Annotated in this window: 10 protein-coding genes; 5 read left to right on the top strand and 5 right to left on the bottom strand. The window is 69.2% G+C overall.

Features of this window, described 5'->3' with window-relative positions; all coding sequences use genetic code 11:
- Positions 1 to 22: 22 nt before the first annotated feature.
- Positions 23 to 562 (bottom strand): SsgA family sporulation/cell division regulator, encoded by a 540-nt coding sequence (locus BZZ08_RS04550; RefSeq protein WP_241965376.1) that lies wholly within the window; start codon positions 560 to 562, stop codon positions 23 to 25.
- Positions 563 to 791: 229 nt separating this feature from the next.
- Here BZZ08_RS04550 and BZZ08_RS38760 point away from each other — a divergent pair, with 229 nt between their 5' ends.
- Complete coding sequence (locus BZZ08_RS38760) at positions 792 to 953, top strand: hypothetical protein (RefSeq protein WP_157953316.1); 162 nt, start codon at positions 792 to 794, stop codon at positions 951 to 953.
- Positions 954 to 1022: 69 nt separating this feature from the next.
- On the opposite strand, the gene BZZ08_RS04545 is transcribed toward BZZ08_RS38760, so the two are convergent.
- Positions 1023 to 3746 (bottom strand): ATP-binding protein, encoded by a 2724-nt coding sequence (locus BZZ08_RS04545; RefSeq protein ID WP_104630808.1) that lies wholly within the window; start codon positions 3744 to 3746, stop codon positions 1023 to 1025.
- Positions 3747 to 4066: 320 nt separating this feature from the next.
- Positions 4067 to 4288, bottom strand: coding sequence for a hypothetical protein (locus BZZ08_RS04540; protein ID WP_241965375.1), 222 nt, complete (start codon positions 4286 to 4288; stop codon positions 4067 to 4069).
- 230 nt (positions 4289 to 4518) lie between these two features.
- Here BZZ08_RS04540 and BZZ08_RS04535 point away from each other — a divergent pair, with 230 nt between their 5' ends.
- Positions 4519 to 4950, top strand: a complete 432-nt coding sequence (locus tag BZZ08_RS04535; RefSeq protein ID WP_104630806.1) for a VOC family protein — start codon at positions 4519 to 4521, stop codon at positions 4948 to 4950.
- A 128-nt stretch (positions 4951 to 5078) separates the two neighbouring features.
- Here the strand turns inward: BZZ08_RS04535 and BZZ08_RS04530 are convergent, their stop codons facing one another.
- Both BZZ08_RS04530 and BZZ08_RS04520 read right to left on the bottom strand, forming a co-directional pair.
- Entirely contained in the window at positions 5079 to 7439 is a 2361-nt protein-coding gene (locus BZZ08_RS04530; RefSeq protein WP_104630805.1) for a carbohydrate-binding protein, read from the bottom strand.
- Between the two features lie 501 nt (positions 7440 to 7940).
- Entirely contained in the window at positions 7941 to 8609 is a 669-nt protein-coding gene (locus tag BZZ08_RS04520) for a GntR family transcriptional regulator (protein WP_104630804.1), read from the bottom strand.
- Between the two features lie 136 nt (positions 8610 to 8745).
- Here BZZ08_RS04520 and BZZ08_RS04515 point away from each other — a divergent pair, with 136 nt between their 5' ends.
- The 3 genes from BZZ08_RS04515 to BZZ08_RS04505 are packed head-to-tail and all read left to right on the top strand — an operon-like array spanning position 8746 to position 11911.
- Entirely contained in the window at positions 8746 to 10023 is a 1278-nt protein-coding gene (locus tag BZZ08_RS04515; protein WP_104630803.1) for an ABC transporter substrate-binding protein, read from the top strand.
- Positions 10020 to 10952: a carbohydrate ABC transporter permease gene (locus tag BZZ08_RS04510; RefSeq protein WP_104630802.1), complete on the top strand. Its 933-nt coding sequence runs from the start codon at positions 10020 to 10022 to the stop codon at positions 10950 to 10952. Before BZZ08_RS04515 ends, BZZ08_RS04510 begins: the two co-directional genes overlap by 4 nt.
- Positions 10953 to 10954: 2 nt before the next feature.
- Complete coding sequence (locus BZZ08_RS04505) at positions 10955 to 11911, top strand: carbohydrate ABC transporter permease (RefSeq protein ID WP_241965374.1); 957 nt, start codon at positions 10955 to 10957, stop codon at positions 11909 to 11911.
- Position 11912: the final 1 nt, after the last annotated feature.

Genomic DNA, 11912 nt, shown 5'->3' with positions numbered 1-11912 from the left:
TCTCCGGCCAAGTGCCCCGGGGTCATCGAGACGAGGCCTCGGGTTCGTCGAACAGCGTCGAGAGGAAGGCGTCGGTCCCGAGCCGCGACGGCTCCGTACCGGCCGGTACGTGCAGGTACGTGCGGTCGAGCCACTCCTCCAGTTCCGGGACGGGCAAGCTGAAGATGGCTATGCCACCATGTGCGTTGATCTGGAGCCATGCGGTCTCTCGGTCGGCGGGGGTGTCGGCCCACACCTGCACGTCTCCCAGGCCGCTCGTGGTGCGCAGGCCCTCGTACAGCAGGTCACGGCCGACATGCCAGGTGACCGGTGGGGCGCCCACGGGAGCGAAGCGGATCGTGACGAGGAGCGGATGGTCGGGATCGTAACGAAACTCCGCTGGAACGTCCTCCCACTCAAGAGCACCCGTCATCTGGCTGAGACACAAGGAAAGAGGGAGGAGAGTGTGTGCGGCCAAGTGTTGTGCCTGCACACTGTGGTGGTCACCACTCATGATGGCGGTTCCTTCCAGTTGGGCGATATGGATGACAGCCACTGTGGCCCGGGACAGCCGGAAGTTCATCCGTCGGTTGACGGTCGGACCCAGGGAGACCCGCCGGAGAGGAAGGGCGCGGCACACCGGCCCCGACCGGGCTGTGGCGCGGACAAGATCGCTGCGAGGCACGTACCACGACAGTGCGTCTCACGGTGGCAAGACAGTGGCACATGCGGCTAGTGTGGCGGCACGTGACCGGTTCCCGGGGAGAGCAGTGAATCGGGCACCATGCCGCGACTACGCGCAGGCACAGCAGATGGCGACGCTGCTGCTCGAGAAGCACCGTGTTCTCACGGTCGCGCCCACAGGTATCGCACCGGGCAGCGCTGTCCGGGTGATCTCCACGCTGTACAACACGCGCCAGGAACTCGACCGTCTGGTGGCGGCGCTCCGCCAGGAACGTGGCGCCTTCGTGTGAGGCCGTCCCGGCCGCGCGAGTCCGAAGGAACGTCGGCTCTCCGCGCACCGCTCATCCGGCCAAGCCCGCTCAACCCGAGGTCGGCTGGTCGTCTCCGAGCGCGGCCAGCGCTGCGGAGAGCCTGCCGCGGCTGGTGATGCCCAGGCGCGGATAGATCCGGTACAGGTGGGCTCCGACGGTCCGGTGCGAGATGAACAGGCGCTGGCCGATTTCCCGGTTGCTCAGCCCCTGCGAGGCCAACTCGGCGATCTGCCGTTCCTGGACTGTCAGACTCTCGCCCTTGCTCGGGCGCCGACGTCCGTCCGACTCCCCCGCGGCCCGCAATTGCTCACGTGCCATGTCGGCCCAGGGTTGCGCACCGACTCGGTCGAACTCGTCACGCGCGAGCCGCAGAGGCTTGCGCGCATCCACGTTCCGACGCTGTCGGCGCAGTCGCCGGCCGTGCTGCAGATGAAGTCGGGCACGCGACAGCGGCCACGTGTCCGGCAGTGCGGAGAGCGCGGAGTCGTAGCATTCTTCGGCGGTGTCGTCCGCAGCGAGGACTGCCGCGCTGTAGGCGCGGGCGACGATCATCATTTCCGAGGGCAGCCGGTCCGCCAGCTCCGGCAGCTCTGCCAGCAGCTCTCGTGCCTGTTCGGTCCGGCCCGCGGCCGCGGCCGCGTCCACCAGGTCCGGGACGAGCAGCCAGCGACTGGTCGAGTGGTAGTGCGGGTCGGTCCTGTCGAAGGCACGCGCGAGGACGTCGTACGCCTCCACGGCGCGGCTGTCGAACAGGGCGAGGAGACCGTCGACCTGTTGCGCCATGACGCTCGCGAAGGGCATGACGTGGAAGAGGCTGTGCGCTCTCAGTTCCCCAACGCTCCGAGCTGCCGCTTCGCGTTCCCCCCGCAGCACCGCCGCGAGCGCCGACGTGGCCTTGACGCCCAGCCAGACGATCCACTCCCCGGTCTCCTCGGCGAGCGCGATCCCTTCGGCGGACTCTTCACGGGCCTGGGCCAACTGCCCGAGGTACAGACGTGGCCAGGATCCTGCCAGGGATCGCGCGAGCAGCCCGAGGCGGCCCTGGGACCGCCACACGGAAGCCGCCTGGGCCAGGTAGCGAGTGGCACGGCCGATGTCACCGATGACCATCGAACCGCTGCCGAGGTAGTGCAGCAGCTGGCCGTTCTCTCGGTCCGGCTTGAGCTTCTCGAGCCGTGCGATCAGGTCGGTCCCATGGCGGTACGGCTCCGTGTAGGCCCGTACCGTCAGGACGTGGGGGGCGTCCGGGTCGGGCTTCCACCGGTCCAGTTCGGCGGCGGCCTGGGCACGCACGCGTGCGTCACCGTCCTGGAAGAAGCATCGGGCGGCCGCACGCCACAGCAGGTTCTCCGCGACGCTCGTACTGCCGACGTCGAACGCCCCCGCTGCCGCGTCGATCATGTCCTGAATGCGGCGTTGCGGCTCATCGGGCTCGAACGCGGCCTTGTCGGAGACCAGCATGAGGCGGGCCCGCTCCGTGGGGCCCAACTCCGCCAGATCGGCTCTGTCCAGCAGGATCTGGGCCTGGACACGGTCGTTGATCTCGCTGGCCAGCTCGGCCGCCCTGACCAGAAGGCCGGTCTGGCGACGTGCGTCGTGCACCAGCTCGCCGGCCTGGCGCAGGGCCGGTACGGCCGCGGCCAGTTGCCCCCGTTTCTGGGCGTCGTCCGCGAAGCGCTCCAGCTGGCCGGCCAGTTCGTCGTCCGGCCCGAGCGCGGCCGCGGCGAGGTGGACGAGCCGCCGCCCAGGTGATCCCTCCAGCGTCCCGGCCAGGGCCCGGTGGGTGGACAACCGGTCGGCGACGGTGGCCCGTGTGTAGATCGCGGAGCGCATCAGGGGATGCCGGAACTCGGGTGTGCGACCGGTCAGAACCACCAATCCGGCGTCGACGGCCTCCTGAAGGGCGTACACGGAGACTTCCGAACCCGCGAGACGACTTGCCACGTCGAGGAGCTGGTTCAGTGGTGCGGTGGGTTCCGCTGCCAGGACCAGGAGGAGCGTCCTGCACTCGCGGGTGAGCGAGTCGGTGCGGGAGGCGAAGGCGGTCTCCAGTCGCTGGGTCAGAGGCAGGTCGTCGAGCGGGGGCGACATGCCCTGAGCTGCCCTCGGCAGTTCGACGAGCGCGAGAGGGTTACCGGCGGCGCGCTCCAGGATGCGGGCCCGCACCGCGTCCGCCAGGCCCGGGGCGTCGGCGTCGAGCAGTTCGGCCGCCGCCGCCGGGGAGAGGGGCTCCAGAACGAGTTCGGCGTGCGTCCCCAGGCTGTACGTGCCCGGTGACGAGGTCCTTGCCGCGCCGATCATGAGGATGGGGAGGTCCCGGGTACGCCGGGCCACGAATCCGAGCACGTCACGACTCGACGAGTCGACCCATTGGAGATCATCGACGAGCAGCAGGAGGGGCTGGCGGTCGGCGGCGTCGGCGAGCAGTTCGAGCACCGCCATCCCGACCCGGTAGATCTCGGGTTCCCCGTCACTGGCCCCGAAGGCGCCGTCGAGGGCCTTCTGGTAGGGGGCCGGCAACGTCTCGGCGCCGCCGAGAACCGGTTGGAGCAGCAGGTGCAGCGCGGCGAACGGCAGCCACTGTTCGGTCTCGACGCCGGAGGCGCGAAGGACTCTGACCCCCTGGTCCGAGGCACGAGAACCGAATGTGCGCAGCACGGAGGATTTGCCGACCCCGGGGTCTCCGCGGACCAGCAGAGCGTCGCCCTTGCCTGCCACCGTGCTCGAAAGCAGGCCGTACAGGACCGCCAGTTCCCTGTCCCGACCGATCATGCCGTGAGCACCGACAGCGGTCCGGACGAAGCGCCCCTCAGGCGCGTCGTGGTCGGCCGTTCAGCCGCCGTTTCTCTTCGTATCCGGCTCAGCGTCTGCTGCACACCTCTGATTTCGGCCACGGTTCCGGACTTTACCTGTCCCTGACCGCTTCCGTTGAGACGGGTCCGGCTCAGTCATCAGTCGAACGACTACGTGATGACTCACTGCCCACGGCTTGTCCGGACCGGTCTCCTCCGCTCTCGTCCGCCGTGGGCCGCCCGCACGCGGTCCACCGGCTGGGTCGGTGGACCGGCATGCGGGGAGGTGGACCGAGGCGCCTACCGCTTCCAGAGGTTCCAGTAGCCGGCTTCGAGGTCGTCGTCGCAGTAGTAGCTGTGGCCGGGGTCGCCGCTCTGGTAGACGACCTTCACCGCGAGGCACTGTGCCTGCGTGCTGTAGCTTCCGACCATGGTGTCGGCGTACGCGGCCGCGCTCGCCCCGACCGTGACACCCGTCGCGCCGAGCGCGACCAGGCTCGCGGAGACGAGCTTCCTCTTCAAGCCCTGCAATATCATCTCTGACCTTTCCATTCCTTGGCAGCGCGGTGCTCGTGATACGAGATGACGAGCACGTACAACGTGTCACACTGTGTCACATTGACGAGCAGGCGGTATCCTCGACACATGTGCGCTGGTGCCCGTATGAGGACCGCGCACTCCGGAAAGAACGGGCCCATGCCGCCTGATTCGATGACACCGTTGCACGGTGAAACGTAAGAGAGTGACGACACGTGGATCTCAAGCTGGAAGTCCTGGTACTGCCCGTCTCCGACGCCGACCGGGCGAAGGCCTTCTACGAGGCGGTCGGGTTCCGCCTGGACGCCGACCACGTCACGGACGACACCTACCGAGTCGTCCACATGACACCCCCGGGGTCGCCCTGCTCGGTGCTCTTCGGCACCGGCGTCACCCTGGCCGCGCCCGGGTCGTCCAAGGGCCTCCACCTCATAGTCTCGGACATCTACGAGGCCCGGGACGAGCTGGTCGGCCGAGGTGTGGAGGTGGGCGAGATCTATCACGACACCAGCGACATCTTCCACCGCTGCACGGGCGAGAAGTGGATCAGCGGACCCGACCCTCAGCGCCGCAACTACTGCACGTACGCGGACTTCACCGACCCCGACGGCAATGGCTGGGTCCTTCAGGAGGTGCCGAACCCGTAGGGCTCGTCGTGCGCCTCGTTCGTGGGTCCCGCCCTCTGCTGCCGATCCTCCGCGGGCCCCGGCGCCCGCGCCCGGGGGCGCGCGGTGGCCGGGGCCGTTGACCGACGGTGAAGGCAGCCGTCAGCGGCCTACTGGGAGATCACCTTCTCCACCGAGAAGTGATCGATGTTCGCGACGCCCGGTGCGGTGCCGAGAGCCTTGAGGTAGACGTCGTGCGTGCCGCTCGTCGGCGTGATCGTGAACGTCTGGTCCAGGTACGTGTCCCAGCCGCCCGTGTTCTCCACCCGCACCGTGCCGACGACCGGGCCGGTGGCCGAGTCGAGCCGGACCTCGAAGCGGCCGCCCGCGTACGGCCGCTCGCTGCCGATGCTCGCGACCAGGAGATTCCGGCCGGTGCCGAAGTCCACGTCGTCGTAGCGGACCCAGTCACCGCCGTCGAAGCTGCCGAGCACCGAGCCGGTTCCCGCGGCGTGCGTGGCGACGCCGCCGCCCTCCGCGTACGACTCGGCCTGGACCGTCGTGCGCTGCACGGCCACCCCGGCCTGCCACGGCGTCGCACCGTACTGGTACGCGCCGGCGCTGGGCTGCGGGTCGGTGTAGCCGTCCGTGGCAGGGGGCCGCACCAGGCCGTAGTTGCGTGCCGGTGAGGAGGAGCCGAGGGTGTAGTCGTGGTGCGCGGGGTCGGTGAACTGCGGACCGTCGGCCATGGGCAGGTTGTGGGTGGAGGACACTCCGGCCATGGTGTCGGCGTCGCCGATGTTGTTGGCCACCTCGGTGTCCGAGTAGGTGCCCGGGAAGAGGCTGACGGACTTGCGATCGGTTCCGCTGGTGTTGTTGTAGACGCGGTTGCCGCTGGTGGTGCCGCCGTTGGGGTTGATCAGGACGACGCCGTAGGTCGTGCGGTTCCACGCCACATTGTCGTAGACCGTGGCGTTGTACGTGGACAGGTCCAGGTACACGCCGGGCGCGGGCGCGCTGGCCGCGAACAGTGCGGCGTCGTGGAGCTTGTTGTGATGGATCTCGGTGCCGGCCAGGTTCACCTGGCAGCAGATGTAGATCGCGCCGACGTCCACGACCAGGTTGCCGTAGTCGGACAGGTCGTTGTAGGCGATCTCGTGGCCGGCGGCCGTGGTCCCGGCGACCTTGTTGTCGATGTTGATGTTGCTGCGGCCGCTGTTGGTCACGGTGTTGTGCGTGATCGTCTGGTCGCTGCCGAGGACGTTGATCCCGGCGGCGTAGCTGCCGCGGTAGTCGACGCGGGTGATGAGGTTGTTGGTCACGGTGTTGCCCGAACCGGCCAGCAGCACCCCGTTTCCGGCGCTGTGGTCGATCCTGCTGTTGCGCAGGATGTTGGCGGTGCCCTTCAGGAGGATGCCGCTGGTGGTCTCACCCGCCGTCAGCACGTCGCAGGGGTCGGCGGGCGTGACCTTGCCCGGGTCCACTGTGAGGTCCATGTAGTGGGAGACGTAGGTGGCGTCGATGCCGTCCAGCACGTTGTGCGTGGAGGTGGACGAGGTCACCACCGTGGCGGCCCGGACACCGAGGCCGACGAAGGACACGTAGGACCGCCCGGACAGGTCGACGGCGACGTTGCGCTGCTTGGCCTCGACGGTGTGCCCGGCCGGGCTCGTTCCGTCCGGCATCCACATGTAGAGCCGCTGCGCGTCGGCGTCGTAGAACCACTGGCCGGAATGGCTGAACGCCTGGAGCTTGCCGGTGAGCGAGTAGAGGTTCTGCTGGTTGGGGCTGAGGCCGACACAGGCGGTGGCCAGCCCGGAGGCGGTCACGGAGCCGACCGCGGACGAGGTGACGGTGCCCGTCTGGCTGACGAACCAGTTGTGCGAGGTCAGGCGGGCCCCCTTCCAGTACCCGGTGGGCTGGGTCAGGGCGTCGTCGTACAGCGTGTCGTTGGTGCCGGCGTCCGCGGAGTTGTAGTCGGGGCGCGTCGGCTCGGTGCCCGGGTAGGGCCACTGGGCCTCCCCCAGCATCGTGCCGTCGACGAAGAGCTGGTTGCCGGGCAGCGCGGGGTTCAGGGCGATGTCGGTCCGGTACATCTTCCCGGCCGTGGCGGCCGTGGCGAAGTCCGAGCCGCTCAGTGTCGGGTCGGCGGACTGCAGTACCGACAGGTCGGAGGCGCTGACCTGCGCCCATCCGTCGACCGGGGCACTGCCGTCGAGGACGACGCGCGCACCGGGGGCGGCGCGGAACGTGATCCGGGCGGACGCCGTGCCGTCGCGCGGCGGCGTCAGGGTCTCCCGGTAGGTTCCGGCGGCGATCACACAGGTGTCGCCGGCCTGTGCGACGTCGGCGCACTGCTGCACGGTGCTGAACGGGGACTGCTTGGTGCCGCGGTTCGCGTCGGAACCGGTGACGCTCACATAGCGCGTGGTGCCCTTCGTGTGTGCCGATACCGGAACGGCGGCCGTCAGTGCGGTGAGCACCGTCGCGGCAGCGGTTCCGATGACCAGAGCACTACGTCTCCAGTACATGACTCTCCCATCGCCTATCGATAATCGCGAGTCGGCGATCAATATAGGTCCCGAGGCGCGATCGCGTAAGGAGTCGGAGGCATGGGTCTGTGAGGGGGTGTGCGGCGCGGACGACGCCGCGTGGCGCGGCGCGGCGTGAGTGACACCCGTCGCCGGGGCGGAGACCGGGCGGACCCGCGGCGGCACGGAAAGCGGGAGGCCGCGCACGGCCTGGAGGCCAGGGGCGGCCGGACCGTCGGCGACGGACGGACGGTCAGAGACGGCCAGAAGGACACGAACCGACGGGAGCGGTACGCACGCCGAAACCGTCGTGGACAGGCGGGCCGATCAGCGGGCCACGGCCCGTCCCCGTGAAGCGGAGAACCCGCCGAGCCGGCCGACGGGGCAGGCCGAGGCGGGGAGAGAGACGGCGGACAGCGCGGGACGGCTCAGATCTCTTCGAGCCGACCGGCCCACGACCGGGCCGGGCTGGACCGGAAGGTGCCCGCGCACACGCCCCGCTCAGCCGTGGCCGTGGCCGTGGCCCAGAACGCCCTCGTCCCCCCGGGCGTGCGCGGCGAACGCGGCGGCTGCGCGGTCGGCGTCGGCCGACTCCAGGGTCTCCAGAAGTACGCCGTGCTGGACTGCCATCTCGGCCCAGTCACCGGTGAACATGGGGTCGGATACCACGCGCAGGGCCCGCAGGCTCGGCTCCATCAGGCTCCAGATGCGGGACAGGAACGGGTTGGCGCTCGCTTCGCACAGGATCCGGTGGAAGGCGATGTCGGCGTCCCGGAAGCGTCCGATGTCGCCGGCCTCGGCCGCTTCCCGCATGTCCCGCACCTTGGCGCGCAGCGCCGCGACGGACTCCGGGTCGGCGCGCTCGGCGACCGCGCGGGCCGCGAACTCCTCGATGATGACCCGCACCGCCCGCGCGGCGTCGGCGTCCTGCGAGGACACGTCGGCCACGAAGCTGCCGCGCCGCGGGATGTGGTCGGCCAGGCCCTCGTGCACCAGCCGCTTGACGGCTTCCCGTACGGGTGCCTGGCTGACCCCGAGATCACGGGCGATCTCGGCTTCGACCAGCCGGTCGCCGGCTTTGAGGTCCCCGTTGACGATGAGACCCCGCACCCGGGTGTACACCTGATCGGACAGCAGTACCCGGGTCAGCGGCTCACCGACGCCCGCCATGACGGCCCCCTAGGTTCGTAGAACGTCTTCGCATCTTATCGATGATCGTGTGTCTGTGGTTGCAGGCTCTTGACAACCGCGTGACAGGAGTCATCATATCACCTATCGATAGAACATAATCGATAGGGAGGGCGACATGGCCCGGAGAAGATCCATCAACGCCGCGGTAGGCATCCTGTTGGGCCTGGCCCTGACCACCGCGTGCGGCGGCAGCGGCGGGTTCGAGGCGGACTCGGCCGCCGACCCGGACTCGGGTGCCACCGGCACCGTGCGGATGCTGGTGAACATCACACCGAACCTGACCAAGGGGTACTGGCGGGAGCTGGTCGCTCCCTTCGAGAAGGCCAACCCCGGAATCAAGGTACAGATCGACTCGCCCACGGCCGCCGACGGCTCCGTGGACAGCACACTGCAGCAGCTGCTGGCAGCGGGCAACGCCCCCGACGTCGTCGAGGGCTCGCACAACGACAAGGTCCTCCCCTATCTCAGGGATCTGTCCGACCTGAGCTGGGCGGCCGACGCGCCCATGGCGGACGCCCAGCGACTGGACGGCCACCTGTACGACGTGGCGATCGGACAACAGGTCCAGTCCCTCGTCTTCTACAACAAGAAGGCCTTCGAGAAGGCCGGCATCGCCAAGCCGCCCGCCACCATGCAGGAGCTGACGGCGGCGATGCGGAAGCTCAAGTCCGCCGGGTACCTGCCCCTGCAGACGGCCGGAGAGTGGGTCACGCAGGCACAGGTCATGATGCTCTTCGCACCGACCGTCACCACCGGCGAGCCCGACTGGTTCAAACAGGCCGCCGACGGCAGGCGTTCCCTGGGCACCGACCTCGGCCCGGCCATGGACCTGTACAAGGACTGGCTGGACGAGGGCTATCTCGACAAGCAGGCCCTGGGTACCAAGTACGCCGACGCGGAGACCGAGTTCCTGTCCGGCAAGGCCGCGATGTACCCGATGGGCTGCTGGTTCGTGGCGGCCGAGGCACAGGCGAAGAAGGACTTCGAGGTCGGCGTCTTCCCTTCACCCCAGCTCAACGATCCCTCCACCCCGAGGCTCTCGGTGACCCCCGGGGCCAACTACAGGATCTTCAAGGCCGGCAAGCACCAGAAGGCCTCGGAGAAGCTCGTCCAGTTCCTGACCACCGACCGCGCCGCCGTGGCCGGCCAGCTCAAGCAGGACTCCTCGTTCCGCACCGGCTACCCCTACAAGCTCTCCCCGCTGGCCGACGAGGTGCAGGCGCTCCTCGACAAGTCCACCAACCACCAGGCCATCGCGGGCAGCGGCGAGTACCAGATGCCGACCGGCTTCGAGGCGGAGCAGAACAAGCAGGTGCAGAGCCTCTACACCGGCGGCGACGCCGCCGACGGGCTGAAGAACGTGGACACCTGGCTGAAGGCGCACACGAAATGAGTCTGCCCACCACCTCCCGGCCGGCGCGGGCCGTGCGCGACCTGTTCGCCACCGCCCGCGGCCGGGACCGGCTGACGGGACTGCTCATGACCGCTCCCGCGGTCGCGCTCTTCCTCGTCATGATGGTCGTGCCCCTGGTGCTGTCCGGCTACCTCAGTCTGACCGACTGGGACGGCTACACGGCACACCCCGCGATGGTGGGGCTCGACCACTACCGCGCTCTCGTGGACGATCCGGAGGTCCGGCAGGCGGCCTGGATCACGGTGCTGCTGGCGGTGATCGGCACCCTCGCCGTCAACGCCGTGGGACTCACCCTGGCCCTCGCCATCTCCACTCCCAGCCGGACCAACACCGTGCTGCGGACCGTCTTCTTCTACCCGTACGTCATCAGTGCGCTGATCATCGGCTTCCTCTGGTCGGCGCTCCTGTCCACCAACGGCGCGGTCAACAGCGTGCTGCGCTCCGCCGGGCACGCCGGACTGCCGTTCCTGTCCCAGCCCGGCTGGGCGCTGGCGAGCCTCATCGGGGTAGTGGTGTGGTCCGGCTTCGGATTCACCCTCGTGCTGTACATCGCCGGCCTGCACACCGTCCCCGCCTCGCTGCTCGAAGCCGCCCGGATCGACGGCGCCGGCCGGTGGCGGACCCTGCGCAGTGTGACCCTGCCGATGATCGCGCCGGTCGTCACCGTCAACATCGTGCTGACCCTGGTGACCCTGCTGCGTTCCTACGACCTGGTCCTCTCCCTGACCGGAGGCGGTCCCGCGGGCTCCACCCAGACCGCCGCCTATCTGATCCTGGCCCAGTCGTTCCAGAACAACGCCCTGGGATACGGCTCCGCCCAGTCGATGGTGCTGACGGTGGTGACCGGCATCGCCGCACTGGCGATCACCTTCCTGCGGCGCCGCGCCGACGAGAGAGCGGGGGCCTGACCATGCCCACCGAACCCACCACCAGCCCTCCCCCGGCCGTCCTGCGTCCAGTGGCACCCGCCGCTGCGCCGGACCAGGCCCCGCCGGGCCCGGCGCCCTCACGGACGCGGCGGCGCGGGAGCGGCACCGTACCGGGAACCTCGCTGTGGCGGCTGCCACTGCTCCTCGTGTCCGCCTCGTTCATGGTGATCCCGCTGTGGCTGCTGGTCGTCAACGCCTTCAAGTCGGAGCAGGACATCCGCGACTCCCCGTTCGGCCTGCCGCTGACCCGGCTGAGCCTGCGGCCGCTGCGCGACGCGTTCTCCAACCCGGACTTCGACGTCGTACGGGCCTACGGGATCACCCTGCTCTTCGTGCTGCTCGTCAACGTCCTGTCCCTGCTGGTGTCCGCCCCGGTGTCGTACGTGATCGCCCGCGGCACCACACGGTGGCACACGGCGCTGCTGCTGCTGTTCGTCGCCGGGACGTTCGTCCCCAGCCAGGTGCTGCTGATCCCGGTGGTCTACGTCCTCAAGTACCTCGGACTGATGGGCACCATCCCCGGCTTCGTGCTCTTCGAGACGGCGCTGACCCTGCCCGTGTCGGTGTTCCTGTACAGCGCCTACATCCGAACCATCCCCAGGGAGCTGGACCAGGCCGCGTCCGTGGACGGCCTGGGACGGCTGCGGACCTTCCGGCTCGTCGTGCTGCCGCTGATGCGGCCCATGGTGGCCACCGCGGTGATCCTGCACAGCCTCAGCGTGTGGAACGACTTCGCCAACCCGCAGATCATCCTCGGACCCGGCAGCGGCCTCTACACCGTCACCACCGGGGTGTACGCCGCGGTCGGCAAGTACTCGACGCACTACGCCGTGGTCTTCCCCAACCTGCTCCTCGCCGTCGCGCCGGCACTCGCCTTCTTCGCGATCATGCAGCGGCACATCATCAGCGGCCTGACCTCCGGTGCCCTGAAGGGCTGAC

Origin of the sequence: Streptomyces sp. MH60 (genome assembly GCF_002939385.1) — a bacterium.
GTDB lineage: Bacteria > Actinomycetota > Actinomycetes > Streptomycetales > Streptomycetaceae > Streptomyces.
Note: the sequence above shows the minus strand (reverse complement) of the source record. Positions and strands in the feature narration are given on the sequence as shown.